The sequence below is a fragment of the Pseudomonas sp. S2_C03 genome, from assembly GCF_054668405.1.
Window position 1 is genome coordinate 3,814,044 of record NZ_CP162766.1, and the last position, 25,850, is coordinate 3,839,893.

General features: G+C 58.3%; 21 protein-coding genes. All 21 read right to left on the minus strand.

The features are described 5' to 3' along the window. Positions 1 to 155: 155 nt before the first annotated feature. Positions 156 to 452 (minus strand): flagellar protein FliT, encoded by a 297-nt coding sequence (locus AB4N64_RS17615; RefSeq protein ID WP_460117163.1) that lies wholly within the window; start codon positions 450 to 452, stop codon positions 156 to 158. Between the two features lie 10 nt (positions 453 to 462). Further along, positions 463 to 858: a flagellar export chaperone FliS gene (gene fliS, locus AB4N64_RS17620; protein WP_460117164.1), complete on the minus strand. Its 396-nt coding sequence runs from the start codon at positions 856 to 858 to the stop codon at positions 463 to 465. Positions 859 to 988: 130 nt separating this feature from the next. Beyond that, positions 989 to 2,422, minus strand: coding sequence for a flagellar filament capping protein FliD (fliD, locus tag AB4N64_RS17625; RefSeq protein ID WP_460117165.1), 1,434 nt, complete (start codon positions 2,420 to 2,422; stop codon positions 989 to 991). 82 nt (positions 2,423 to 2,504) lie between these two features. Next, a complete protein-coding gene (locus AB4N64_RS17630; RefSeq protein WP_460117166.1) occupies positions 2,505 to 2,870 on the minus strand; it encodes a flagellar protein FlaG in 366 nt (121 codons plus the stop codon). A 73-nt stretch (positions 2,871 to 2,943) separates the two neighbouring features. Continuing rightward, positions 2,944 to 3,792 (minus strand): flagellin domain-containing protein, encoded by an 849-nt coding sequence (locus tag AB4N64_RS17635; RefSeq protein WP_460117167.1) that lies wholly within the window; start codon positions 3,790 to 3,792, stop codon positions 2,944 to 2,946. 274 nt (positions 3,793 to 4,066) lie between these two features. After that, the gene (locus tag AB4N64_RS17640; protein WP_460117168.1) at positions 4,067 to 4,993 is read right to left on the minus strand and encodes a ketoacyl-ACP synthase III; all 927 of its coding nucleotides are present in this window, start codon (positions 4,991 to 4,993) and stop codon (positions 4,067 to 4,069) included. Positions 4,994 to 5,288: 295 nt separating this feature from the next. After that, a complete protein-coding gene (locus tag AB4N64_RS17645; RefSeq protein ID WP_460117169.1) occupies positions 5,289 to 6,068 on the minus strand; it encodes a class I SAM-dependent methyltransferase in 780 nt (259 codons plus the stop codon). Next, complete coding sequence (locus tag AB4N64_RS17650; RefSeq protein WP_460117170.1) at positions 6,065 to 8,824, minus strand: glycosyltransferase family 2 protein; 2,760 nt, start codon at positions 8,822 to 8,824, stop codon at positions 6,065 to 6,067. The genes AB4N64_RS17645 and AB4N64_RS17650 overlap by 4 nt, the downstream gene beginning before the upstream one ends. A 72-nt stretch (positions 8,825 to 8,896) precedes the next feature. Further along, complete coding sequence (locus AB4N64_RS17655) at positions 8,897 to 12,469, minus strand: glycosyltransferase (protein WP_460126790.1); 3,573 nt, start codon at positions 12,467 to 12,469, stop codon at positions 8,897 to 8,899. Positions 12,470 to 12,579: 110 nt separating this feature from the next. Further along, a complete protein-coding gene (locus AB4N64_RS17660) occupies positions 12,580 to 14,127 on the minus strand; it encodes a flagellar hook-associated protein 3 (RefSeq protein WP_460117171.1) in 1,548 nt (515 codons plus the stop codon). Between the two features lie 13 nt (positions 14,128 to 14,140). After that, positions 14,141 to 16,219 (minus strand): flagellar hook-associated protein FlgK, encoded by a 2,079-nt coding sequence (gene flgK, locus AB4N64_RS17665; RefSeq protein WP_460117172.1) that lies wholly within the window; start codon positions 16,217 to 16,219, stop codon positions 14,141 to 14,143. Positions 16,220 to 16,243: 24 nt separating this feature from the next. Further along, positions 16,244 to 17,542, minus strand: coding sequence for a flagellar assembly peptidoglycan hydrolase FlgJ (gene flgJ / locus AB4N64_RS17670; protein ID WP_460117173.1), 1,299 nt, complete (start codon positions 17,540 to 17,542; stop codon positions 16,244 to 16,246). A gap of 11 nt (positions 17,543 to 17,553) precedes the next feature. Continuing rightward, positions 17,554 to 18,675, minus strand: coding sequence for a flagellar basal body P-ring protein FlgI (locus AB4N64_RS17675; RefSeq protein WP_460117174.1), 1,122 nt, complete (start codon positions 18,673 to 18,675; stop codon positions 17,554 to 17,556). Positions 18,676 to 18,934: 259 nt separating this feature from the next. Beyond that, entirely contained in the window at positions 18,935 to 19,630 is a 696-nt protein-coding gene (gene flgH, locus AB4N64_RS17680; protein WP_460117175.1) for a flagellar basal body L-ring protein FlgH, read from the minus strand. Between the two features lie 52 nt (positions 19,631 to 19,682). Continuing rightward, entirely contained in the window at positions 19,683 to 20,468 is a 786-nt protein-coding gene (flgG, locus tag AB4N64_RS17685) for a flagellar basal-body rod protein FlgG (protein WP_008030483.1), read from the minus strand. A gap of 45 nt (positions 20,469 to 20,513) precedes the next feature. Beyond that, positions 20,514 to 21,254, minus strand: coding sequence for a flagellar basal body rod protein FlgF (locus AB4N64_RS17690; RefSeq protein WP_460117176.1), 741 nt, complete (start codon positions 21,252 to 21,254; stop codon positions 20,514 to 20,516). A 191-nt stretch (positions 21,255 to 21,445) separates the two neighbouring features. Beyond that, the gene (gene rffA / locus AB4N64_RS17695; protein ID WP_460117177.1) at positions 21,446 to 22,591 is read right to left on the minus strand and encodes a dTDP-4-amino-4,6-dideoxygalactose transaminase; all 1,146 of its coding nucleotides are present in this window, start codon (positions 22,589 to 22,591) and stop codon (positions 21,446 to 21,448) included. A gap of 51 nt (positions 22,592 to 22,642) precedes the next feature. After that, a complete protein-coding gene (locus AB4N64_RS17700) occupies positions 22,643 to 23,320 on the minus strand; it encodes a metallophosphoesterase family protein (protein ID WP_460117178.1) in 678 nt (225 codons plus the stop codon). Next, positions 23,301 to 24,278: an ATP-grasp domain-containing protein gene (locus AB4N64_RS17705; protein WP_460117179.1), complete on the minus strand. Its 978-nt coding sequence runs from the start codon at positions 24,276 to 24,278 to the stop codon at positions 23,301 to 23,303. Before AB4N64_RS17705 ends, AB4N64_RS17700 begins: the two co-directional genes overlap by 20 nt. Further along, positions 24,275 to 25,123 (minus strand): NAD-dependent epimerase/dehydratase family protein, encoded by an 849-nt coding sequence (locus AB4N64_RS17710; RefSeq protein ID WP_460117180.1) that lies wholly within the window; start codon positions 25,121 to 25,123, stop codon positions 24,275 to 24,277. The genes AB4N64_RS17705 and AB4N64_RS17710 overlap by 4 nt, the downstream gene beginning before the upstream one ends. Beyond that, positions 25,120 to 25,848 (minus strand): class I SAM-dependent methyltransferase, encoded by a 729-nt coding sequence (locus tag AB4N64_RS17715; RefSeq protein WP_460117181.1) that lies wholly within the window; start codon positions 25,846 to 25,848, stop codon positions 25,120 to 25,122. The genes AB4N64_RS17710 and AB4N64_RS17715 overlap by 4 nt, the downstream gene beginning before the upstream one ends. Positions 25,849 to 25,850 lie beyond the last annotated feature (2 nt).

Below are 25,850 nucleotides of genomic sequence, written 5' to 3' on the forward strand. Positions count from 1 at the left end.
AGTCAACTCAATGCCCGAAAAATGCGGGGCAAGCTCGACGCTTGCAGACACGTTATGCCTGTAGACGCCTGATATCTGCAACCAGCCACTAGTTAAGTCAAAAAACCGTGCACAGTCAAATTTATGGCGCACTCGCTTGGATTAACTGAGCTCAATTAACCAAACAGATGGTATACCTTCGCCGCGTTCTGCGCTTGGTGGATCTGCGACATCTCGTCAACAATCGCCTGCCTCTCCCCCGTTGCCGCCTCAAGTAGCTGCTTGTAGACCCCCAGCAGCACCTCAAGGTTATCGCGCAACGCCGTCTCGTCCACCGAAGCCTCACTCAAGACGTCTTCCATGCAGGAACGGCAAGCCAGGTCCAATTCACCAATGGCTTCCCAGTTTCGGTTGGCCAGGGCATCGACCAGGCCTTCACGGGTTTCTTCGATTCGCTGCAATACAAGACTCATGGTGATCTCCTTAAAACTGCGGAGCCGGCGTGCCGATGGCATCCCAACCGTCCTTGACCGTGCGCAGCAGGTCAGCGACTTCGTCGAGGATCTTAGCGTCGGCTTTGGCATTGGCTTCGGTCAGGCGCTTCATCATGTACTCGTACAGGTTGGCCAGCTCGCCGACTGACTCCGACTGATTTTCCAAGTCCAGGCCTTCGAGAAGACCACCGATGATGCCGATGGCCTTGCCGATCAAAATTCCCCTGGCGGGAATGTCCTTGCGCTCCAGCGCGCCCTTGGCTTGGGCGATACGGTCGAGCCCACCCTCCATCAGCATCTGCACGAGACGGTGAGGACTGGCTTCGGAAGTCTGCGCCTGCGCGCCAATCTTCTGGTATTGGCGAAGGGCTAACATTGGATTCATGTTTTACCTCATCAAAAAACGGTGGTTCGTATAAACAGCGTATCGACGACGCGTCAAAAAACTTTAATGACCAAACACAAAAGCCCGGAGCGCTTGACGACGCTGCCGGGCTTTTGGCGTTATTGGCGAGTTAGCTGTTCTTCTGCTGGGCGTTCATCGCTTCGAACATCGAAGTGATGTTGCTGGCAGTGGCCTTCAGCTTGCCCACCAGCGTATCCATGTCGTTGTACTTTTTGGTCAGTACGGCGGTCAGGGACTCAATGCGGCGATCCAGGGCCAACTGGTCGTTTGCCAGCTTGGTCTTGGTCTTGTTCAACGCCGTGGTCCGGGTGTCGAGAATGCCACCGGTCTCAGTGTAAGGCGTGAGGGCCTTGTCCATGCGAGCCAGCAGGCCGTTGTCACCCGTGAAGAGGGTCTGCACTTCGCCGCCAAGCTTTTTGTCGGTCATGGCGGCGTTGAACTTGTTGGAATCGAAGTTCAGCGCACCGGTCTTCTGGTCGGTGGTGATACCCAACTGCGAGAGCACGGTCAGCTTGTCGCCATTACCGGTCTCAGCCAACGGCCCGCGCATTGCCGCCATGATGGAGCGCGGCATCGAGTCACCGGTCAATGCGGCCGCAATGGTCGGATTGCCGTCATCATCGAGCGAAGGCTTGGTCAGCGAGGTGATCGCATTGGCCACGGCGTTGTAGGCATCGACAAATTTCTGGATCGAAGCCTTCAGACCGTCAGTGTTGGCACCAATGACAACCTGAGTGTCACCAGTGCCTGTCAATGTCATCGACAAACCCGACAGCGTCTTGTCCAGCTTGTTGGTGTGGCTCGTGATCGGCATTCCGTCCAGTGTGAACTTGGCGTCTTGCGCCACCGCACCGACCGCACCCGACGAAGTGGCCGACGGCGGCGTAGTGGACATCACTGCCTTGCCATCGACCTCCAGGCCAGCAACACCGCTAAGCGAAATATCGCTGCCCGCGCCGGTGTTTGCCGAACTCACCACAAGACGGGAGCCGAAGTTATCCGTCACGACGCTGGCGCTCAGGCCGCTGAATTGATATTTGCTGTTGAGCGCCTTGGCGACCGACTCAAGTGTCGAACCGGCCGGCACGTCAAGGTTGTAGGTCTTGTCGGCACCGTCGGGCGTACCCTGCGTGATGGTCAGAACACCGGCAGCACCGCTATTCACGGACGCAGTGGGACCTGAGGCAAATGCCTGCGTGGCCACTTTCGAACCGGTCGCGAGCGCGTCGACGTGAATCTTGTAGATGCCGCTGACAGCCGAATTGTTGGCGGTCGCGGTCAGCACCTTGGTATCGGCCGACGTGGCAACGAAACCGGTGAATTGAGGCTCCGTGGAGTTGCCCAGAGTCTTCATGGACGCCTGGAAGGTGGCGAGCAAAGACTTCAGAGTGCCGACACCGGAGATCGACGCGGTGTTGGTAGTAGTGCCACGATCGATCTGACCCTGCTTGGCCGCCTTGTCAGCGTTGACCAGTGCCTTGACGATAGCACCGGTATCGAGGCCCGAACCTAAACCCGTGCCCGGTAGAATTGGACTTGCCATGTAGATCTCCCTTCAGTGTCTCGCCGGTCTTTTGACCACTACAACGCCCAAAAGAACATAGCAACAAATTTCGTGCCAGCTGTCAGACTTTGGCGCTGAACAGCAGACTGCTTGCGTCATTCAAACTATTAGCCAACTTCAGGACTTCTTCGTTGGGGATCTGACGGATCACCTCACCCGAATCACTGGCAATGACTTTAACAACAACTTTGCCCGAAGGCTCGTCAATCGAGAACTCCAGGTTACGCTTTATCGACTGAACGAATTTTTCAATTTCCTGGACAGCCGTTTTAAGCTTGTCCTGATCACTCATTGCATCCTTGGACTCATCCTTGACCAACGCCACTTTTGCAACATCGGCTTGAGGCTTTTCAGCAGCCGCTTCAGCAGTAGACGTCGCCGGCTTGACCGCAGGATAAGACAAGTTCAGCTTCACGCTCATATCCATGTCCACCACCTCACTTAATCAAAAAAGCGAGAGAGCGCGACAAGCGCACTCCCCCGCCGAAAGTCACCGGCTATTACTGAAGCAGTTTCAGTACAGCGGATGGCAGTTGGTTGGCTTGTGCCAGAACCGAGGTGGAAGCTTGTTGCAGAGTTTGTTGCTTGGTCAGCTGTGCAGTTTCAGCAGCGAAGTCGGTATCTTGTACGCGACCCAGTGCAGCACTGGCGTTTTCGTTGATGTTCTGCAGGTTGGAGATGGTGCTGGTCAGACGGTTTTGTGCAGCACCGAGGTCAGCACGGCTGGAGTTGATGGTTTTCAGAGCGTCGTCGATCGCGCCAACAGCTGCCGAGAAGTTGGTTTCGGCAACAGTGCTGTCCGAACCGGCAATGGTGATACCGGAGGTGATACCCAGGCTGTCGGCGTCGAACTTGGCGGTCAGGTCCAGAGTGATCTGGTTGGTGCTGCCAGTGTTGGAACCCACCTGGAAGGTCATGGTGCTGGCGGAACCGTCGAGCAGGTTCTTGCCGTTCAGGTTGGTCGAACCGGCGATACGGGTCAGCTCGGCAGCCATCTGCGAGAACTCTTTGTTCAGAGCGTCGCGGTCGTCGGAGCTGTTGCTGTCGTTTCGGGATTGAACAGCCAGTTCACGCATACGTTGCAGGATGTTGGTTTGTTCCTGCATCGCGCCTTCAGCGGTCTGAGCGATCGAGATACCGTCGTTGGCGTTCTTGATCGCCATGGTCTGACCACGGATCTGCGAAGTCATGCGGGTAGCGATTTGCAGGCCAGCAGCGTCGTCTTTGGCGCTGTTGATTTTCAGGCCGGACGACAGGCGGGTCATCGAAGTCGACAGAGCATCGGAAGCCTTGTTCAGGTTTTTCTGAACGTTCAACGATGTAACGTTAGTGTTTACTGTTAAAGCCATGACGAATTCCTCGTTGGTTGGGTACTGCGGCTTCCGGCCCTGGCAACCGCCGGGTATGGCCTAGAGAACCTTCGTAATAGTTATCGTCGTCGTGGCAGGTTGCTTGAGGGCTTTTTTAAAAAAAATTACTAGCAGACTGCCATCCCCCGTAAATCAAGGACTTGCCACTGGTACGGCATAAAAAAATGGCGCCAAAAAAGCCGCGACAGAAAGATCCAGGCAAAAAAAAAACGCTGACGGCAAGCCGGCAGCGCTATGAAAAAACTTCGAATGATCAGTCGCGATAGAGAATCGCAGAGCCCCAAGACAGGCCCACGCCGAATCCACTGATGGCCACGCGGCTCCAGTCAGACGTCAGGACGTGTTTTTCCAACAGTAAAGGAATGCTCGAAGAGACCGTGTTACCCGTCTCGACCATGTCCTTGATGAACTTCTCCGGTTCGCCTTCAAAGCGTCGCGCCACGGCATCGACAATGGCCGCACTGCCCTGATGGATGCAGAAAGCGTCGATGTCGCTGGCTTGGAGGGCCGATTCGTCAAGCAGCTCATGCAGGTGCGCAGGCACCTTCAACAGCGCAAAGTTGAAGACCTGGCGACCATTCATGAAGAACACACCGTCGCTGACTTTCAGATGTGGTGCACCAGAACCGTCGGTGCCGAACTTGGATTTCCCCAACTGCCAGGACGCGTCGTCCGCCATCCAGGTAGCCGTGGCGGCATCACCGAAGAGCATGGTGGTATTGCGGTCTTCCGGATCGACGATTTTTGAGTAAGGGTCGGCGGTGATCAGCAAACCATTCTTCAAGCCAGCGGCTTCCATGAAGCCTTTCATGGCGTAGATGCCGTAGACATAACCCGAACACCCCAGGGAAATGTCGAACGCAGCCACATGCGTAGGCAAGCCGAGTTTATCTTGAACGATTGCGGCGGTGTGGGGCAGGCCTTCCTCATCACCATTCTGGGTGACGACGATCAGCGCGTCGATGGACTCACGCTTCAGATCAGGATTGTTGGCAAACAGTGCGTTGACGGCTTCAACACACAGGTCCGAGGTTTCCTGCTCAGCGCCTTTGCGCGGCAGGAACGCCGAACCAATCTTGCCCAGGATGAACTCTTCATCCTTGGCGAATTTGGCACCCTGAGCGTAGTTATCCACGCCGGCCACCGGCACGTAACTCGCTATGCTTTTTATGCCAATCATTATGGCTTCCCGATCATAAACAGCGACTAGGTTCACCCCGAAAAAGCTCAGGGGCGCATCAAAATGGTTGATTTCCGGAGGCGGACTGATCGCCCGCACCCAGGAACACAATACAGTGAAGATGCACTTTATGACCTATGCGTCACGCCGTTAAGCGCATGAATGTAATATTTCACCTGCGAAACGAAACAATGCTGCAGGAAAGGGCTGACTTTGCGTGCTCCTCGGACCATGGGCCAGAGGTTGCTGTCGCAGAATGAACAAAGCCCCGAACGGGGCTTTGTATCAGGGTGAATCAGGCGAAGCTCAGGTTGACCCGTCGCTGGCCATAGACAACCCGGGCCGCCGGCATGAGCTGGTGAGGGATCTCGACAAACGGAATGTCCGAGTTGGTCAGCGCGATGTCGACGAGCTGCACCATGATCGAGTTTTTCCTAACCAGAATCACGTCGGACCAGTCGGTACTGCTGACCGCCAGGGGGATGAAGTCCGATCGCTTGATGAAGCTGCTCATCGCTTCAAGCACACCCAGGTTCTGCTTGGTGCCCTGCACACTGTGGCAGCAATCGTTCAGCAGGATGAAGCCATCGTCGGCCACCAGGTTCTGGTAGTACATCAAGTCACGCAGGATGTACTCATACTGATGATTGGCATCGATGTAGACCAGGTCGAATTTATCGATACCGGTTCTCGGCTGAATGTCGTCGATGGCGGCAATCGTCTCGGAACGGATCAGCGTCACGTTGTCCTTGTCGCTGAACCTGTTCAGGCACTCTTCATACAGCTTGTCGTAAGTGGCCATGTCATACATGGGGCCACCGTAGTAGTAAGCGTATTTTTCGACCGGCTCGACCCAGGGTGGCAACTGATCAAAAGGGCTGTAGGCGTCGTTGGCGGCGGGGCTCCAGCTATCGATCAGGACCATGTGCCTGGGGTTCAGCGCGTTGTATAGATTCAACGCGTTCTCACCACGCAGTACACCCAGCTCAGCTACCAGCGGCTGTTTGTCGTAGGCGGTAAACACTGCGCGGAGAAGGTGATAAAAGGCTTCTCGGTGGGTAATGCAGACTTTCATACCTGCTCCTTCTCTTTCATGACTTCAGACCAGTCAATACTGATGACTGGCCCAAGTGTGAAACCGCTACCTTCAACGGACAGGTTCCTGTTGTAGAAACGATCATGCCCGAGCACCGCTGCCCACTTCTCGCCGAACGCCTGGCGAGCCACTTCGGACTGCGCCAGCACGCCCGACTGGATGACCTGTACGTGAGGCGTCCAAACAGTCAGATAGCCGGCCTGGCCGACACGCAGGCACAAGTCGATATCACCGAACGCTTCGCCGAACTGCTCGACATCGATGCCATCAGCCGCTTCGAACAGCTGCTTGGAAATCATCAGGCAGGCAAAGGAAACGGCCGAGCAGTTTTGCTCCAAGGCCAGGCGATTCATGTAGCCATTTGCAGTCTTCGACTCGCCAACGAACGGTGAACCCACCAAACCGTTGAAACCCAGGATCAGACCCGCCTGCGTGACAAAACCTTGGTCGTCGAGCAGTTTGGCACCGGCCACGCCGACTTCCGGACGAAGCACCTGATTGAGCAAGGACTCGATCCAGTTGACATTGACCACCTGCGCATCGGCTGCCAGGGTCACCAGGTATTCACCCTGAGCATGCTGGCTGGCGGTGTTGATCAGGTTGGCCGTTGACAGGCCGGTCTCAGCGCTGAACAGACGAACCCGGTTGGCGTGCGGACCCTGACTGTCCAGCCAGTTGCCCAAAGCCGCCGAGTAAGCCGAATCGTCCGCCAGCAGCACTTCGTAACGATGGTAGCGAGTGCGCTGCAGGATACTGCGAATGCAGCGTTGCAAAGTCTCGAGATCGCTGACGCCATGCAAGATAACCGAGACCATGGGGCGCTCGGTGAAGCGGTAGTCGATTTTGTGAGTGCCCGGCACCAGTGTGCCGACATCTGCCTGGTAACCACGGGTGGCGAGGTGACGCAACAGCGTCCTGCGCTCATCCGTGCTGGCCTCCAGTTGCGGTGCAGTGCAAATCAACAGGGGCTCAGCCAGGTGCGCGAAGCCATCAAGCCCGCCTTGTTCGATCAAACGCAGCAGCAGGTCGAATTCCAGCGCCTTCTTGAATTCGCGCGCAAATCCACCGGCTTCAACCATCACTTCCCGGCGGATCAGCCAATGACGAGCCATCACGCCAGGGTAACTTTGCAACAGATCGAGATTGAAGCCTGGACGGAAGACACCGGTCAACGTGCCGTTCTCCTGTCGCTGGAATTCATCCATGGCCACGGCACGAATCTCTTTCTCGCCCAGCAGTTCCAGACTCGCCTGGTACAGGCCGCTCGGCGTCAACTCATCACCCGCTTCGGCCAACATCAACCAATCGCAGTCAGTCTGCTCGGCGACTTGATTGATCTTGTCGACATAATTGCTTTCGTTGACCTTGACGAAATGCAGCGTATTTTTCAGCGTGGTTTCGGCCGGCAGATCGCCGGTGGTGAAGACGACGATCTTGAACGCACGGCAGTAGCTATTCATGATGCTGTCGAAGGTCGCCTGCAGCTTGTGAATATCGGCTTCCAGGTCCAGCAACAGAATGCCGAACGTCGGACCACCGGCATGACGCGCAAGGTGCCGGGATATGTCCTTGACCTGAGCTGCGCTCGGATCGCGCGCCTCCAGCCACTGCAGCAGCTGACCGGACGGCGTGGCATCGAACAGCCTGCCATTGTCTTCAAGCGTCGCTGCCCCCAGGCGCTGGCCCCACGCCAGCACTTTTTGTGCCTGCTCCTTGTCGCCATCGGCTTGCAGCGAACGAGCCAGTTGCTGCACCACATCCTGATTGAACGCGTACAGCTCGAAGGCCTTGAGCAAGCGCTCATTGAGCGGTTCGGCGCTGGTGTTGCGGTGAATGCGCGACCACTCTTTCTGCTTGAGCATCGCGGCCTCAAGCTCTTCAAGTTGCATCCGGCTCGTCGGCACTGCGTGCAGCAGAAACTCCAGCTCACTCAGCACTTCAAAAAACGCCTGGTTATAGAACGGCAACTCGACGTATTGCGTAGGTTCGAAGCGACGAACCGGCCCACCCAGCTGGGCACTCCAGGTCGACTCGAACAGTTTCTCGGTCACTTCGCCAAACGTGATGCTGCGCCGCTCGTGCAGTGCATAAGGGATGGGCAAGACGCGCACTTTGGCGCCCGCTGCCAACCCATTGGAATAACCGTTGCCGCGTCCGTTCGGGTTGAAACCCTGTTCCATAGACGCATACCAGCGCCGCAGGACATCAGTGCGCGTAACGGCGTTGGCGAGGGACATGCCTTCGTGTTCCAGCACGACCAAGCGGGCTTCAGCCGAATCGTCGTTGTAGTCCTCGCAACCCTTGCGGTCGCGGCGATAGAAATCGATACGATCAGCATGGGCTTCGAACGCCAGGCTATAACCCTGGCAAGTGCCATAGTCAGTATTGGCTTCAAGGAACGCCAGTGATTGGCCGAGGGCTTCAGGCAGCAGGAAGCTTTCGACTTCAGCGACAACCATGTAAGGCGTCGAGATGCGCTCTATTACCTTGCGCACGGTCACGGTGAAATGCTCCAAGCGCGGTACGGGGGCGTGCAGGTACTGTATGCCGGAGAAAGTCGCAGCCAGACCGGTATCGGGCTCTGTAGAAGAGTCGACCACCAACACGGCGCATGGCAAGGTGCTGTAGTAGCGCAACGCACGACGCAAGGCGCGCGGTTGTTCGTGGGCCAGCAGCACCAGAGTCATCCGCTCGTTCAACGCAGCAGTTGTTCCATTCGAGAAGTTGCTTTGCATATCAATTCCTATAACGAGCGGGTTGCCGGATCATCGGCATTACGTTCTTTTGGCAGTTGATGTTGAGCTTCATCAATCCGGTAGCCAGCCATCGGCCCAGTACTGCAGGTTATCGCCGCGCAGCATGAAATCGCGCAAGACCACTTCCCGCAAATCGTCACCCATCCGATAGCTGGCCGCCGGGTCCGACAAATGCATGCGAATAGCCTGGAGCCATTCGTCCGTACTGTTGGTGCGAACGCGGGTGCATGGCAAATGCCCGCGATAAGCCTCGGTATCCGAACAAATCACCGGGTAGCCGCAGGCGCCATATTCGAGCAGCCTCAGGTTGCTCTTGCAGTCGTTGAAGATATGGAACTCCAGCGGCGCCAGCGCAAGATCGAGGTTAAGGCTCGCGAGTTTTTCCGGGTAGGCGGAAAGGGCCACGCCCTGGTGAAATTCGTGGATATAGGGCCTGAGCAAGTCAGGGCACATACCGAAGAACACCCATTCGACCTCATCTGCCAACTCGCGAACGACATCGGCGATCAGTTCCAGGTCACCTCGGTGACTGGTGCCTCCACCCCAGCCGATACGCGGCTTGGTTGAGGTCCGTCGCTGACTGGTTAGGTGGCTCCACAGATACGGCGCCAACATGTTTGGCACCACGCGAATATTGTGGTGCATATCCGCCAGGGCACCGGCCAGCGCATGGGTCGACACGACCACCCGATCGCACATGGCGATACCTTTGCGCATCATTGCCTCGATATTTGCAGGCATGTTGCGCGTGTGTTCGTTTTTCTCTGGAATCCGGACGACGTAATCGTCCAGCTCATAAATTCGCATGGCCCGGGAGTAATTCTTCACCTGAGTGACGTCGTTAATTTTGTTGGGGTTATACCGCCCCTGAAGAATGATGACGTCTGGCGATTGGCGCTCGACTTCAATGATCGAGGGCATGTCATACGCCACTCGTCCAACAATTCGCCCGGCATTCTGCAACTCGAAGAGCGGTTGGCTGACACGGTAATGACCAATCGCCGAGCTGTTGAGCGCCAAACCGAGAATCGACGGCACATTGCGCATGCACAGCGGATTCCAGCCGGTACGTGAACCAGGATTCAGGCTGAAGCTGTCACCACTCAGATTCAGATTGCGGTTGTAGGCAGGATCGTTGGCGATCTGCGGCAGCCAGCGTCGGTAGAACGTTTCCTGTTCAAGTTCCAGTTGCTGGCTGCGCTCCTCGTTACGGTTCTGTGGTGAAGGCAGCAGCACGACATTGGAGTATGGCGTCGTGAGGAGCAAGTAACCCTCTCGACCAATGCGCAGGCACAGTTCGAGAACGTTGATACCCTGGGTACTGATGGTCTCCTCGAAACCACCAACACTGTCGAACACCTGCTTTCGCACCAACAGGCAATGACCGCTGACCGCACTCCAGTTCTGCACCACATTCAGGCGCTGCATGTAGCCACCAGACGTTGCAGGCTCATTGACAAATGCCCTGCCCGCCAGGCCGTTGAGACCCAAAACCAGGCCACCATCAATCACATTACCTTGCAGGTTGACCGTGCGCGGCCCGACGATCCCCACTTCCGGACGCTGACCATGATTGAGCAGTTCATCCAGCCAGCGATCTTCATGTGCCACACAGTAAGGACTGAGCAACAGCAGATAATCTCCTCGCGCCTGCTGGGCCGCGAAGTTCCTGACCTGTGCATCGCCGGCCTTTTCCGAACAGCAATGAATGCGCAACGTGTCACTGCCCAGTTCAGCCATTGCCTTGAGCCAATGGCGCATCTCGGCGCTTTGACTGGCATTGTCGACGATAATGATTTCATAGTGGCTGTAAGCAGTGGTGCTGATCAGGCTGTTGACACAGCGTTCAAGCGCAGCCAATTCGTCACACACATTGATGATGATCGACACCAGCGGGCGCTCGGCATGGTGATATTCGATCCGCGGGACCAATTTCAGCACCGGCCCCGGATGCAGCTCGTGCCTGACGCCGATGCGTTGCAAGTGAGCCGTGATCACACGCGCGTTTTGTTCGATCACTTGCTGCAGGGATAACCACTGTGCGAAGGCGAACGTCGATTCGACCTGCACTTCGGGAATATGACCGATGACGTGCGGGCCGTCCTTTTCCACCAGACGCCATATGAGGTCATGGGGGGCCAGCTCACCCGCCGCCTCATCGAAACCGCCCAGGGCGAGGAAGCGCTGGCGCTCGAAGGCCAGGGTGCGACCGACATACGGATAACCGCGCATGAGGTCGAGATTGAAATCAGGCTTGAAAATCGGCTGTTCGGACTTGCCGTCCACCAGCGCACCTTCGTCGCTGTAGATGCACGAGGCGCCCGGCGCGCCCACAATCCGGTCGGCCAGCACCAGCAGCGCGGACTCGGTGAGCCGGTCGCCAGCACGCAACAGGTAGAACCAGTCAGCCTGATCAAGCTGGGGCATCAACTGGTTCAGTTGCTGCGGCCAGTCCGATTGCATCGGCAGGCGCACAATCCCTGCATCCAGCTCACCGGTTCCATTGGACAACAGCACAATCGTTTCACAGGCGTAGGTTTGAGCCGCGAGGCTCTTGAGGGTCACGCCAAGTTCGTAAGCATCTTCGTCGAGATCGATGACCACCGGCACAATGGCGGGACGATGCGCCCAGCGCGCTATCTGCCGAGACAACACTTGCTTGCGCGATGGCGTCAAGCGGCGGCAGTTGATCCATTGCGAGTAGAGCTCGGCATAACTCTCCGAGTCCGTGCCGACCTGAACCAACATGATCCCCTGACGGGTGGACATGACCGAGTAAAGATTGAGCTCATCCCACTCGCGTGGTTGCACATCCGTGAGCTCCTCCATCATCACGTAGCGCACCCAATCGGTGGCCGGCGCAGCCTCGCCACCGCGCTGGGAGATCATCTGAGCCACCCATTCCCATTCGGTGACCGCAGCAGAAACCATTTCCGGGCGCTTGCTCAACCGCTCCGGGTAAAGACGCTCGATGCTGCCGACGTTGCTAAGCTGGACCAGGTTGCCACGACGCAACAGGCAAAGATACAAGGCGAAATCGAGGACGGCAGTGAACCCGGCCTCAATCAGCGTTGGCAACAATGTGGCAATGTCATCTCGACGCATGAGCGCACATGTGAAACCACCAAGAATATTGCGCGGGCTTCTTTCGAAGGCGGCCAGCAGATCATCACCTTTGAACAACGCATCGAACGACGTCAGCCCGACGTTTTCCATGCGGATCGGCAAGATGTAGTTGTTGGCGTCGACCACATGATGCTTGCTGACCACCAGGATCACTTCGGCATGCTCGCTCAAAACGGCGGCCTGCTGCCTGATATCGTTCACCATCAGTTGATCGTCATCACAGAGAAACTTGATGAACTCGCCCCGGCTCTTTTCGAAGCAATGCAGCAGGTTCTGCTGGAAACCCAGGCGGACGGCGTTGCGCTGGTAATTCACGCGCACGTGCGCCGGTACGCTCATCGAGTCGACGATCTGCTCGATTTCATCCGTAGGGCAATCATCACAAATGACGATTTCAAGGTTTTCGTAGGTCTGGTCGAGTGCGCTTTGCAGTGCCGCACGGAAAAAACGGGGGTTGTAGGCGGGGATGGCGATGCTGACAAGAGGAGTAGGATTCACGCGCATGATTCTCGACCGGCGGGCGTCATCTGCTGCGGAAGCGCAACGTCCTGAACCGTAAAAAATAGAGGATCAGGGATCGCATGCCCTCATGCGATCCCTGCTCCGGATCAGACTTTGTTGAACAGGCCCAATTGCGCAATCTTGCTGAACGCCAGTTGCGAGGCCTGCAACATGGTTTGTTGCAAGGTCAGTCGGGTCATCACTTCAGCTGGGTCCGAGTCCCGGATCGTCGACTGGGTCTGAGCGTTTGCCAGTACCAGTGCCTGGTTGGTGTCGCTCTGTGTATCGAGCGCCGAACCACGACCACCGATCGAACTCAATCCGGCTGACACCTGGTCGATGCCGCTGGCGAGGTTGCCCAAGCCTGCCGTCATCGCTGCCTGTTGTTGTTGGGCAGCCACGGCGTTACCGGTGGTCGGCGTGTTCAAGGCAGTCTTCAACTGGCTCACGGTGTCTAGGATGTTCTGGGTCTCGTGGGTGTTGACCGCAATATTGAACTGGTCACCGTTTTGAAGTGGATCGGCCGCAGTGTTGTTCAACGTGAACTCCACACCGGAGGCCGTCGCGGTATTACCCACCATGGTGCCGCTGGAGACCGGACGGCTGTCGGCAGTGATAGGTGCAGCGTACAAATCAAATGTTGTGGCGCTGGTGAACTTCAGCACCGCAGAGCCATTTGGAAAGCTGGCCTTGTACGCAGCGGGATCGGTAATCCGGGTACCGGTTGCTTGCACAGGCCCCGGGTTTCCAGGCGCTCGGGAAACGTTGAAGGTGTCGGGTTTGGATTCCAGCGAGAACGTACGACCGGCCAACGGAGCGTTAGGGTCGTTGAAGTTAAGGCTCAGGTCGATGCCACGAAAGCTGAAGCTCTGATTGGTACCCGTGGTGATCACGCCATTCTGCGAGGCTTCGTTGGTCACGTCCTGGCCGGTACCATCAGTGATTCTCAACTGGGTCGCGCTGACAAAGTCGATCGTGTACGGCTCGCCACCGCGGAACTTGTTGTTGTACGTCACGCTCGAGTTCACCTGACCATTGGACAGGGTCACCAGACCGTCATTCATCGAACCGGTCACTTGGGTGCGGGCGGTGTTGACCGCTTGCTGGAACAGCTCCCAGCCGGTGCTGTTGGTGGCCATCGACATGCTGTCGCCCACGGGCAGGTTCAACGTCGACTGGTCGCCATTGTAGGTGTAGGTGCCATCGGAGTTACGGGTGAACGGAACCGTGTCGCCCTTTGAACCGCCAAAGATGTACTTGCCGTTTTCATCCTGAGTGTTCATCAGGCTCAACAACTGTTCTTCGATCTGGCCCAGTTCCGAGGCGTTAGCCTGGCGGTCGGAATCGGTATAACCAGAGTTATTGGCGCCGATGGCCAGTTCCTTGGCACGTTGCAGCACGTTGTTGATGCTGGTCAACACCGACTCAGCCTGACCCAGGGTCGCCTTGATGGTGTTGGTATTGGCCGCGTACTGATCGAGCATCGACGCTTGCTGACCCAATTGCAGCAGGCGCGAAGCACCGACCGGATCATCGGCGGCGGTGTTGACGCGCACGAGGCTGCTGGCCTCTTCGCTGCTCTTGACCACGTTGGCGAAATTCTTCTGATAGTTGGCGGCCGTGGACTCGTAAAACTGGGCGGTAGAAATGCGCATGGACTACGACTCCTTAAAGGCTGTTGATCAGTGTGCTGAAGATTTCCTGCGCAGCCTTGATGATCTGCGAAGACGCGGTGTAGTACTGCTGATACTTGACCAGGTTTCCGGTCTCTTCATCGAGGTCGACACCCGACAGCGAGTCGCGCGCGCCCTTGGCGTTGGCCAGGATGGCGTCGGTGGCAGCGCTGTCGAGCTTGCCCTGGGCCGCCTTGGAACCTACACCTTCAACCAGCTTGCCGTAGGCATCGGTCAGGGAAATGCCCTTGCTGCCGGAACCGGTGTCCACGGTCTGGGCGGTCTGCAAATTGGCCAGTGCGGTGCCGTTGCGGTTGTCCAGAGTGCCCGGTTGACTGAGCGAAACATTGATCGCGGCGCCCTTGGCCGGAGAACCGGCAACGGTCATTTCAAAGGTGGCCGTGTACTGGGTCGCAGGTGGCGGCGGAATCGGCGCGCCAGTGGCGTCCTTGAGCGGGATGCTCAAGTTGAGCGTGTTGTTCTCGTTCGGCTTGATCGTGCCGCTGCTGATCACACCGCCATTGGCATCCAGGAACTGGTAGGCCTGGCTGGTGCCATCGGCGGACACGTCACCGAATACAACCTTGGTTGGCGTGGAGTACTTCAGGCCGTTCTGCATCGCCGTCGCGGTGGCGGTGTCGTAGATGTCGAACTTGGTGGTCAGGGTCGGTTGACCGCTGGCCGGAATTGTCAGGGTGCCGCTGGAGCCTGCAGCAATGGCTGCGCCCAACGGTGCCGCGATGGCCAGACGCTTGGAGTCGGTCATCTCGGTCTTGATGTTCGCCGCCGCGTTGCGGGTCGGGGTAATCTTGAATGTGTCACCGGCGGTGGCGGTATTGCCCGGCGCAGGCGTGCCGCCCTTGAGGTTCAGCGAGAAACCGTCGATCACCGGTGGCGGCGTCGTCGTGGTGCTGTAGGTGCCCACCGGGGTGTTGCCCGGCAGACGCTGAACGGTGTAGTCGGTGGCGCTGGTGAACGTGACCTTGTAATCGCTGGTGGTCAGCTTGCCGGAATCTTCGATGGTCACATCGAAATTGCCAGTGCCAGCGTTGTTGCCGATGGTGGCGATGCTGCGCTGAGCCACTTGGGCGGCGCTGTTGATGCTGTTGAACAGGGTCGAGCCGAAGTCACCGTTCTTGTCGATGCCCTGGGCCTGCAGGCTGTTCATCTGATCGGCGACAACCAGGGCCACGCGGCCCAGTTCGTTCATGGCCGGATCCAGCACGGTACTGCGGTAGCGCAGCAGACCACCGATTTCGCCGCCGGTCATGATCGAAGTGATATCGATGCTGCTCGAACCGCGGTTCATTTGCAGCGCCAGACGATTCGGATCGTCCTTGCTCGGCACCACTTCCAGTTTGTTCACGGTGTTGCCCATGACCAGCGGTTGACCGCTGCCCAGGTAAATATCGAGACTGCCTTCACGCTCGACCACTTGTGCACCGGTGAAGGTCGACAGTTGGCGGATGGTTTCGTTACGGGCGTCGAGCAACTCGTTCGGCATACCGCCAGCGCTGGAAACTTCCGAGATGCGCTGGTTCAACTGAGCCACCGTAGCAGCCAGTTTATTGACCTGATCGGCCATGCTCGTGAGGTTGCCGTTGATCGAGGTGTTCTGCTCGTTCAACTGCGTGGAAATCGAATTGAAGCGGTTGCTCAAGGCCTGGGCATCGCTGAGCAGCAACTGGCGCGAGGCATCGTCGCCAGGCTTGGCATTGACGTTCTGCACCGAGGCAAAGAACTTGGTCAGGGCACCGTTAAGGCCGGTGCCGCTGTCCGACAGGAGTTTGTCCAGCGGAGTGACCTGCCCCAGGTAGGCAGCCGAGTCGCTGTTGAGCGACGTGGTGGTCTGCAACTGGGCGTCGAGGTAGCTGTTGTAGACCCGGCGTACATCGGCCAGCGTCGTACCGGTACCGATCCACACATTGCCGAACTGCTGCGAGGCCTTGGTGCCCTGCACTGTTTGCTGGCGTGAGTACCCGGCGGTGTCGACGTTGGCAATGTTATTGCCGGTTGTCATCAATGAGGATTGACCAGCGGCCAAACCCGACATCCCGATGTTGAGCAAACTCATGGTTCAGACCTTAATCCTGGTGCCTTATAAAGGCGTGGTGGAAACGCCCGCCGCAGCGTAGTTCTGGTAACTCGTCATCTGCTTGGCTATCTGCGAAATCTTGCTCGCGTAGTTCGGGTCGGTTGCGTAACCGGCCTTCTGCAACTCGCGTACAAACTGTTCTGGGTTATCGGCAGACTTCACGACATCTTGATAGCGATTGTTGCTCTGCAGCAAAGTCACAAGGTCATGGAAACTGTCCTTGTAAGAGTCGTAGGAACGGAACTCGGCCGTCTCCTTGACCATTGCACCATTCCTGAATTCGCTGGTGATTGCCCGTGCCGAATTGCCCGTCCAGTTGCTGCTGGCCTTGATGCCAAACAGGTTATGACTGCTGCTGCCATCCTGGGCGCGCATGACCGATTTACCCCAGCCGGTTTCCAGCGCCGCCTGGGCCACCAGGTAACGCGGATCGACGCCGATGCGTGCGGCGGCTTCCTCGGCCATCGGCAGCATGGTATTGACGAATTCGTCGGCAGAACCGAAGGCTTTCTTCGCCGGCGCCAGTGGAATCTGCGCCATGGCCCGACCATGAATCTGCAGGCCACCGTTGGCGGCGGATTGTGCGTTCGCCAGCCAGTCGCCGTTGAACAGCGGGCCAGAACCGGTGATCGTAGAGCGCTCCGGAAGCTGAGTCTTGCTGACTGCTGCGACCGTGGTCGCGCTGGCCGTCGTCGCCGAAGGCACCAGGCCCGCGAGCAAGCGATCAGCCAGTTTCGGCGGCAACGCCAGGCGTCGCTGATTGATCAGCGCCATGTCGTTGCTATGCTCGCCCTCACCCGCCGCCTGAGGCGCACGAACCGAACGTGAAGCCCACAATGGACGCTCGCCATTGATCCGGGACAACGGCCCATTGATCGCGACCGTGCCGGCGGCCACCGGCGTTTCCACTGCGGCTTTCGCTGCTGCCTGCTTGGCGGCCGACGCTGCGGCCGCTTCGCCCGGCGCCATGGGTTTGTTCTTCGACATCTGACGCATCAGCACATCCGCCAGGCCGATACCGCCGCCTTCGCGAGACATGGAAACGGCCAGTTGCTGGTCGTACATTTCCTGGTACTGCTTGGCCGCCGGCGTGTTGAGCGGGTTGCCCTCGCCCAGCGTGTCAGTCGCCTTGCGCATGGACTTGAGCATTTCGCCGAGGAACAGCGACTCGAATTCCTGCGCCACCTTGCGCAGGTTCGCATCGCTGTTCTTGTCGCCGACCTTGAGCTGGTTCAGGCGATTGAGGTCCGAGTAGGAGCCCGAATCGCTGCTGCTGACCAGACCACTCTTGTACATATCCATGGTCGCCGTCCTCAGATCACGATCAGGTCGGCTTGCAACGCGCCGGCCTGCTTCAGTGCTTCGAGGATGGCCATCAAGTCACCCGGCGCCGCGCCGACCTGGTTCACCGCACGCACGATTTCGTCGAGTGTGGTGCCCGGGCCGAACTTGAACATCGGCTTGGCTTCCTGCTGGGCGTTGACCCGCGAACGCGGCACAACCGCCGTCTGGCCATTGGACAGCGGGCCTGGCTGGCTGACGATCGGGTCTTCGGTGATGGTCACGGTCAGGCTGCCGTGGGTCACGGCGGCCGGTGAAACCTTGACGTTCTGGCCGATGACGATGGTGCCGGTACGCGAGTTGATGATGACTTTCGCCACGGCCTGACCCGGATCGATTTCGAGGTTTTCCAGGATCGACAGGTAGTCGACGCGCTGGCTCGGGTCCAGCGGCGCGCTGACGCGAATCGAACCACCGTCGATGGCCTGGGCCACCCCTGGGCCGAGCATGTCGTTGATCTTGTCGACGATGCGCTTGGCGGTGGTGAAGTCCGAACGATTGAGGTTCAGGGTCAGGCTGTTGCCCTGGTTGAAACCGCTCGGCACGGCTCGTTCAACGGAGGCGCCGCCAGGAATACGGCCTGCCGACGGAACGTTGACGGTGATCTTCGAACCGTCGCGACCTTCAGCATCGAAACCCCCGACCACCAGGTTGCCCTGGGCGACCGCATAGACGTTGCCATCGATACCCTTGAGCGGGGTCAGCAACAGGGTGCCGCCACGCAGGCTCTTGGAGTTACCGATGGACGAGACGGTGATATCCACCTGCTGACCGGGCTTGGCAAAGGCCGGCAAATCGGCGCTGATCGACACGGCCGCAACGTTCTTCAATTGCACATTACCGGAACCTGCCGGCACCTTGATGCCGAACTGCGAGAGCATGTTGTTGAAGGTCTGCAGGGTGAACGGGGTCTGGGTGGTCTGGTCACCCGTACCGTTAAGCCCGACCACCAGGCCGTAGCCGATCAATTGGTTGGAACGTACGCCGGAAATGCTGGCGATGTCCTTCAAGCGCTCGGCTTGAGCGCTGAAGGCCGTCGACAACAAAACGGCAGCAACGATGAGACTTCTGAAATTCAACACGGGGCGCGTCATCTCTTATTTCCTGGGCTGCGTTGAGGCCTGAGCGCGTGCCAGGCAAGGCGCAGGCCGCCGCCAATGGTCGTTCCCTTGGCAAGGCCTGCAACGCAGCATGGCGCGCGCTCAGGCACAACCCGAAGGGCCGGGCCTGCTTTTACGCAGGGCGGCGTTACTCGTCGTTTATTTGGAACAACCAAACTGCACTCCTCGCGCCTTGCCCTGCGTAAAAGCAGGCCCGGCGCAACCCAGGAAATAAGAGATGACACGCCCCCACCTAGAAAGGGAACAGCGGGCTGAGGAAAAAACGGTCGAACCAGCCTGGCTGACTCGCATCGGCAAACGAACCGGTACCCGAGTAAGTGATGCGTGCGTCGGCGATGCGGGTCGACGAAACGGTGTTGTCGGTGGCGATGTCATCCGCGCGAACCAGACCGGCAATGCGCACCAGTTCGTCACCGGTGTTGAGGGTCATCCACTTCTCGCCACGCACGGCGATAATGCCGTTGGGCAACACGTCGGCGACGGTCACGGTGATCGAACCCGTCAGGCTGTTACCCTGCCCGGCCTTGCTGTCGCCCTTGGTGGCACGATCACCGCTGTAGCCGGCCTCCAGGGTCAGGTCACCACTGCCCAGCGGGTTGTTGGTGTTCGGCACTGTCCCGAACAACGAGGTCAAACCGATACCGGCCTTGCTGGTCTTGCCGACCTGTGAGTTGGCGTTCTTGCTGGCCTGGGTCTTCTCGTTCAGGGTGATGGTGATGATGTCACCGACCCGGAACGCCTTGCGGTCGCTGTACAGGTTCTGCTCGAACCCCGCCTGGTAGATCGAGCCGTTATTCGCGGCAGCCGGCAATGGCGTACGCGGCAACACCGGAGCGTAGTAAGGGTCATTGGGCTTGGGCGTCGGGCCGACGCACCCCGCCAATGCGGCGACCCCACTCAGTGCCAGGACAGATACAAAGCGATTCATGACCCTACCTCACGGTGTAGCAGGCGACCTCAGGGCCGCCTCATAGACTTGATTACAGATTCTGCGTTACGAACGAGAGCATCTGGTCGGCGGTGGAGATCACCTTGGAGTTCATCTCGTAGGCGCGCTGAGTGGTGATCATGTTGACCATTTCTTCAACGGTGCTGACGTTGGACGTTTCCAGGGTGTTCTGCAGCGTGGTACCGAAACCCGCCAGGCCAGGAGTGCCGACTTGCGGCGCGCCGCTGGCAGCGGTTTCCAGGAACAGGTTGTTACCCACGGCTTGCAGGCCGGCCGGGTTGATGAAGTCGGCGGTCTGCAGGTTACCGATTACCTGGGAGGCCGGGTTGCCGGCGACCGTGATGGAGACGGTACCGTCGCGGCCGACAGTGAAGGTCTGGGCATCGTTCGGGATGACGATGGCCGGTTCCAGGGCGAAACCGCTGGCGTTGACGATCTGGCCATTGGAATCGAGGTGGAAGGTACCGTCACGGGTATAGGACGTGGTGCCATCCGGTTGCAGGATCTGGAAGAAGCCGCGGCCGTCGATGGCCATGTCCAGAGGCTGCTCGGTGGTTTGCAAGCTACCGGCGTTGAAGTTCTTCTGGGTGCCGACGATCCGCACACCGGTACCCAGTTGCAGACCGGACGGCAATTCGCTGTCCTGGGTCGATTGGGCACCTGGCTGGCGCTTGATCTGATACAGCAGGTCCTGGAACTCGGCACGGTCACGTTTGAAGCCCGTGGTCGACACGTTCGCCAGGTTGTTGGAAATGGTGGTCAGGTTGGTGTCCTGGGCGGACAGACCTGTTTTGGCAACCCATAGAGCCGGAAGCATTCGATTCTCCTCGTGCGCCTGTTTTACGGCGCGACGTTCTGATAATTAGCTGATCTGCAAGACCCGAGCCATGGCCTGGTCGTCTTCTTTGGCGGTGTTCATCATCTTGACGTGCAGCTCGAACTGCTTGGCCAGCGCCAGCACCGAAGTCATTTCTTCCACGGCGTTGACGTTGCTCGACTCAAGGAACCCGGACACCAGTTTGACGTTGGCATCGGCTTGCGCCGGCTGCCCGTCCTTGGTGTGGATGGAACCGTCCAGGCCCTTGGTCATGTTCTTGAAGTCCGGGTTGACCAGCTTGATGCGGTCGACCTCGGCCATCACGCGTGGACCTTCGCCCATCGCTCGAATGCTGACGGTCCCGTCCTCGCCAATTTCAACCTGCTGCTCGGGCGGCACGGAAATCGGTCCGCCATTGCCCAGGACCGGCATGCCGTTGCCAGCGCGCAATACGCCCAGGGCGTCAATGTTCAGGCTGCCGGTGCGCACGTAGCTTTCACCGCCATCGGGGGTCTGAACGGCGAGCCAGCCATTGCCCTGCACCGCGACGTCGAGATCGCGACCGGTCTGCACCAACGAACCGGCGGAGAAGTCGGTGGCGGGACGCTCTGACATGGCAAACGCACGCGCCGGAAAGACGTCACCGAACACCGGCATCGAACGGGCCTGCTCCAGGTCCCGCTGGAAACCATTGGTGGAGATGTTCGCCAGGTTGTTCGCGTGAGCCTTCTGCGCCAGTGCATTCTGGCTGGCGCCGGTCATTGCCACATAAAGGTACTTGTCCACACTCTTTCCTCTGCATGCCGGGCGTTTGCCGCCCACTGCTGTATTACTGAGCCTCAAGCAATTTGCAGACCAACTTTGTTTCAGCGGCGTTGGAGCCGCTAAACAAAGGGGTTGAAGGGATCAGGGGGAGACAGGGGAATCTAACGAAGACGAAAAACCGGCGGTGTCATGCCGGTAAGAGGCAAGGACCGTCAGACCCTTGCCAGCGCACTGCGCAGAACACCCACGACCTGGTTCTGTTGCTCCCCGGACAAACCAAGCCATAGAGGCAATCGCAGCAAGCGCTCGGAATATCCATCGGTCACTTCCATGGAGCCATGCACACGGCCATAACGCTTCCCGGCAGGCGAAGAATGCAGCGGCACGTAATGAAACACGGCATAGATGGCCTGTTTCTTCAACTCGTCGAGCACTCGTTGACGATCAATACCCGGGGCGAGCAATACGTAGTACATGTGCGCGTTGTGCTGACAACCTTCAGGCACTATCGGGCGACGCAGCAAGCCATCGCGTTCGAATTCCGCCAGGGCCGCATGATAGTGCTCCCAGATCGCCAGGCGGCTATTGGTAATGGCTTGAGCTTCTTCCAACTGCGCCCAGAGGAAAGCGGCTATCAGTTCGCCGGGCAGAAACGAGGAGCCGACCTCTTGCCAGGTGTATTTGTCGACCTCGCCGCGAAAGAACCGGCTGCGATCGGTGCCTTTCTCGCGGATGATCTCGGCTCGCAATGCCAGCTCGGGATCGTTGACGAGCAATGCCCCACCCTCTCCCGAAATGACGTTCTTGGTTTCGTGAAAACTGAAGGCGCCAAGGTCGCCGATACTGCCCAGGGCGCGCCCCTTGTAGGTCGACATCACGCCTTGCGCGGCATCCTCGACCACCGCCAACCCGTACTTGCGCGCAATCGCCAGGATGGCGTCCATCTCGCAGGCCACACCCGCGTAATGCACCGGTACGATCACTTTGGTCCGTGGCGTGATGGCCGCCTCGATCAGGCGCTCGTCCAGGTTCAGGGTATCGGGACGAATGTCGACGAAAACCGGCACCGCGCCACGCAACACAAAAGCATTGGCCGTGGAAACGAAGGTAAAGGAAGGCAGGATGACTTCGTCGCCCGGCTGAATGTCCAGCAGGAGGGCCGCCATCTCCAGTGCCGCAGTACACGAGTGCGTGAGCAATGCCTTGTTGCAACCAGTATTGGACTCCAGCCAGCGGTGACAATGCTTGGTGAATGGACCATCACCGGCAAGCATGTTACCGAACTTGGCCTGGGCGATGTAATTCAGCTCCTTGCCAGTCATGTGAGGCCGGTTGAAGAATATCTTTTCTTTGCTCATTGCGAACTTCCCTGGGTGGGCATAGTAATTAGTGGCGCAAGACACAACGTCTCAAAGTGTGCTGATTCGGCCACCTATCTGAGTGCCCTTATCAAGATTCTCATAGAAGTACGGAGTGAAGCCGGCCTTCTTCATCGCCTGCTGTGTTTCACCAATATCGTATTCAATCCGATGCAGATCGAACGCTTCACCGTCCCAGGTCGCGAAACCTGCCCGGGCATCACCATCACGCGGCTGGCCGACCGAGCCAGGATTGCAGTAGATCTTGCTGTCACCCTTCCACAAACACTGGACGTGGGTATGGCCTGAAGCGAAAAACCGACCAGCCAAGGGCAAGAAATACTCGGTGGACGGCCGCACATACTCATCCAGAGGGTCGTTCCAGCCGCCATGGACGATGCTCAAGTCGTCCTGGATCGAGCGCTCCACGAGCGATCCCAGCCACGCCAGATTTTGCGCAGTGACAACGCCCTGCTGATAGTCAAGGCAGGCATTGGCGCTATTGGAGCGCGGACAACGCTCATGCCTGGCCAGATACCAGTCATGATTGCCCATCACGGACAAAATATTTCGTTCGCGCAGGACATCGCAACACTCGTTGACCTGACTGTAATAACCGGCCGTATCGCCCAGACAGATAATCCGCGACACGCCCAGCTCATCGAGCTTCGCAAGCACGGTCCGAAGGGCGCTGTAGTTGCCGTGTACATCAGAAATGATCCCGATCATAGACAATGAAGTCCTCTATAAAACGAACAGCAAAACCACTGCGGATCACTGGCTGGGCCAGCGTCTTGCCATCGAGGTAATGGTCCAGGCACATGGCGGCCTCGTTGTAGCCAAATGCGCGACGGATCGAGCTGGTCGAGGAAATGCGGGGATTGATTTCGAGCAGACGCCAAGTGCCGTCACTGCCACGGCGGAACTGCAGATTGGTCGGCCCTGCCGGCTTGAACGCCTGGCACAGCCTGATGACCGTCTGGTCCAGCGAATCATGCTGCTCCACCCAGGCCTTGGCGGTGGAACCGTCCGAGGCCAGACGGCGGCGGAAGGTGATGATCGGGCCAGCATCCCCCTCTCCATCGCCAAACGCAGCCACGGTGAACTCATCGGCGGCGCTGCCAATGATCGGCTGCGCCATGAGGTGCTCACCGAGCAGTGCCGCATGGGGCGTAAAGTCGCGCTCTTCGCGAACCCAGACCAACCCCTTGGAGGCGTAGCTTCTGCGTGGCTTGAGGAGGAACGGCAAGCCCAAGGCGGCCTTGAGCGAGTGAAAATTCCCGGTCAGCAGCGTTGGAATACGGCTAGGGTCTCCCAACGCCACCAGCGCCTGGTCCATCGCCCATTTATCCCTGGAGAGCTCAATCAGGTTCTGGCTATTGAGCACGACCCGGCAGTCGAAGGTGGCCAGCAACGCCCGGTTGTCCGACAGCCAGTGAATGTCCTGTTCAATCCCCGGAATCAGCAGGTCAACCTGGTGCTGGGCCAGCGTATTGCCCAACCATTGGCCGTACTCCGGCGCAGAGGTCAACGGCGCCTGCTCGAACACATCGCTCCAGCCGCGCCCCACAGCGTCTTCGTAGATATCGGTGCCAACCAGGCGAACGGAGGGGTCCGCCGCACGCAGCGACTTAAGCAGGCCGTAGCCCATGATGGCGCCTACGCCCGTCACCATGACGGTCTTCATAATAGATTCTCCCGGTGTGCTCTCATCAGCTCGAAGCCCCGGCGAACACCGATTCGCGGGGTGAATCCAATGCACTCGAACAACTCACCCGCACCCTCAAAGAGTGGCAGATCGGGAATATCACTTTTTTCCACCAGGAAGCGGAGATCCAATGGCTTGCCAACCGCATCGAATGCAGCCTGGACAATCTCGGAAAGATGAAGGCTTTCAGGGTGTCCGCAGTTGTAAAAACCAGGGATACCTTGCTCCGCCAACCGGGCGCAGATCTCGGCCAGATCATTCAAATGCAGGTAGTTACGCCTTGCATCATTGCTGCCATACAACTCGACGGTTTGGCCCTCCCGGGCCTTGTCGGCAATGGCGTAGAGCAAAGGCTGATGAGGCTGGCACAGCCCCTCGCTGTCATAGACTTGACTGATGCGCAGCACCGTCAACGCCATGCCCCGCGCCTGGCAATAAAGGCTCGCCACTTCTTCGGCATGGCGCTTGGACAGCGAATAGATGCCAAAGTAGGGATCCGTTGGCTGATAGCAGGCCGAATGCGATGACAACAGGATGAAATGCCGCGCTCCGCATTGTTCGGCAAGGCGGCAGGCAGCCAATGCTCCCACGCTGTTGACCAGTTCGGCACGGACCAGATCGTCCGGTTGGCCGCCGCCGAAATCGGCAGCAGCGAGTACAACCAGGTCAAAGCGCTCGTCGCAATCGCAAGGTTCCTGACTGCTCAAGTCAAACGTGACATCGGCATCCCGACGCCCCGCCAACTTGACCTGCCCAAGACGTGACAACTCGCGGGCGACCGCCCTGCCGATGACTGACGTGCTTCCGATGACCAGGCTTTTCATGACGGGGCAACGGTCGCTTCAAGCATCAACGCACAACTGAGCTCCGGATAGTCGATGCCCACGGTGCACATGGCTGCCACCACGTCGGCACTCAAGTCCAATGCCTTCAATTGCCCGGTAGTGAATGGCTTGAGAAATACCCCCTCCTTGCGCACCACTTGGTATCCGGCGGATTCCAGTTCAGAGGTCAGGCTCTGAAGCGAATAGCTGCGCACATGACCCAACTCCAGATCACCCTGCCCCAGCGCCATCATGTCGCCGAGCAGCCCGGCGGCATGACCGAACCGCCGATGCAGGGACTCACCATTGGGCACGAGCACGAAACAACGCCCGCCCGGGGCCAGGTAGTGCTTGAACTTTTGCAGGACAGCCTGCGGATCGTCGACATGCTCAAGCACAAACCCCATGACGATCAGGTCGAATCGCTTGTCGGTGTCGAATGTCTCGAAGTAACTTTCGACGATCTCGGCCGTATTGTCCGGGTACTGTGCCTTGAACTGATCGATCACCGAGGCGGAACCATCGATCACCGTGTGCTCACCAAAGAACTGCGAGAAACGATTGGTGCTGAATCCATGGCCAATACCGAGTTCCAGCAGGCTTTGCTCTTTGGTGCATAACGCCATGATACGCCGAGGGTACCAGTTCAAAATGATGTTGTTGTCATACGCATAGCCAAAGCTGTCGCTGTAGGCGGCGATGAATGTATCAAGGTCGTTGCTCATGT

Coding starts and splice junctions, on each gene's coding strand:
- fliD (WP_460117165.1), bottom strand. CDS start 2,422: ATGGCAAGTCCAATTCTACCGGGCACGGGTTTAGGTTCGGGCCTCGAT.
- flgK (WP_460117172.1), bottom strand. CDS start 16,219: ATGAGTTTGCTCAACATCGGGATGTCGGGTTTGGCCGCTGGTCAATCC.
- flgH (WP_460117175.1), bottom strand. CDS start 19,630: ATGAATCGCTTTGTATCTGTCCTGGCACTGAGTGGGGTCGCCGCATTG.
- fliS (WP_460117164.1), bottom strand. CDS start 858: ATGAATCCAATGTTAGCCCTTCGCCAATACCAGAAGATTGGCGCGCAG.
- AB4N64_RS17650 (WP_460117170.1), bottom strand. CDS start 8,824: ATGCAAAGCAACTTCTCGAATGGAACAACTGCTGCGTTGAACGAGCGG.
- AB4N64_RS17630 (WP_460117166.1), bottom strand. CDS start 2,870: ATGGATATGAGCGTGAAGCTGAACTTGTCTTATCCTGCGGTCAAGCCG.
- AB4N64_RS17700 (WP_460117178.1), bottom strand. CDS start 23,320: ATGATCGGGATCATTTCTGATGTACACGGCAACTACAGCGCCCTTCGG.
- AB4N64_RS17675 (WP_460117174.1), bottom strand. CDS start 18,675: ATGACGCGCCCCGTGTTGAATTTCAGAAGTCTCATCGTTGCTGCCGTT.
- AB4N64_RS17615 (WP_460117163.1), bottom strand. CDS start 452: ATGAGTCTTGTATTGCAGCGAATCGAAGAAACCCGTGAAGGCCTGGTC.
- flgJ (WP_460117173.1), bottom strand. CDS start 17,542: ATGGATATGTACAAGAGTGGTCTGGTCAGCAGCAGCGATTCGGGCTCC.
- AB4N64_RS17645 (WP_460117169.1), bottom strand. CDS start 6,068: ATGAAAGTCTGCATTACCCACCGAGAAGCCTTTTATCACCTTCTCCGC.
- AB4N64_RS17660 (WP_460117171.1), bottom strand. CDS start 14,127: ATGCGCATTTCTACCGCCCAGTTTTACGAGTCCACGGCCGCCAACTAT.
- flgG (WP_008030483.1), bottom strand. CDS start 20,468: ATGCTTCCGGCTCTATGGGTTGCCAAAACAGGTCTGTCCGCCCAGGAC.
- AB4N64_RS17715 (WP_460117181.1), bottom strand. CDS start 25,848: ATGAGCAACGACCTTGATACATTCATCGCCGCCTACAGCGACAGCTTT.
- rffA (WP_460117177.1), bottom strand. CDS start 22,591: ATGAGCAAAGAAAAGATATTCTTCAACCGGCCTCACATGACTGGCAAG.
- AB4N64_RS17635 (WP_460117167.1), bottom strand. CDS start 3,792: ATGGCTTTAACAGTAAACACTAACGTTACATCGTTGAACGTTCAGAAA.
- AB4N64_RS17640 (WP_460117168.1), bottom strand. CDS start 4,993: ATGATTGGCATAAAAAGCATAGCGAGTTACGTGCCGGTGGCCGGCGTG.
- AB4N64_RS17705 (WP_460117179.1), bottom strand. CDS start 24,278: ATGAAGACCGTCATGGTGACGGGCGTAGGCGCCATCATGGGCTACGGC.
- AB4N64_RS17710 (WP_460117180.1), bottom strand. CDS start 25,123: ATGAAAAGCCTGGTCATCGGAAGCACGTCAGTCATCGGCAGGGCGGTC.